At 69.2% G+C, this 201-nt stretch carries 1 pseudogene; it reads right to left on the bottom strand.

Annotation, left to right across the window (positions count from 1 at the left end):
• Window positions 1–201: pseudogene (locus OO48_RS34255) on the bottom strand (IS5/IS1182 family transposase); the annotation flags it as partial.

The raw sequence follows: 201 nt of genomic DNA, 5'->3' as shown, positions 1-201 counted from the left end.
GCGGGCGATGCGATGGGCGATCTGCCGTCGTCGCAGGTAGGAGCGGATGAAGCGGTGGTCGTAGGCTTTGTCGCCGTGGAGCTTGCCGGGTCGGCGGCGATGCGGTCCGCGACGGGAGCGGATCGACGGGATCGCTTCGACGAGCGGAATCAGGGCCTGGCTGTCGTGCAGGTTGGCACCGGAGATCGCGAGCGAGAGGGG

Origin of the sequence: Kitasatospora phosalacinea, from assembly GCF_000716545.1 — a bacterium.
Taxonomy (GTDB): Bacteria; Actinomycetota; Actinomycetes; order Streptomycetales; family Streptomycetaceae; genus Kitasatospora; species Kitasatospora phosalacinea.
The sequence above is the reverse complement of the archived record's forward strand: the minus strand, read 5'-3'. Positions and strand labels throughout refer to the sequence as shown.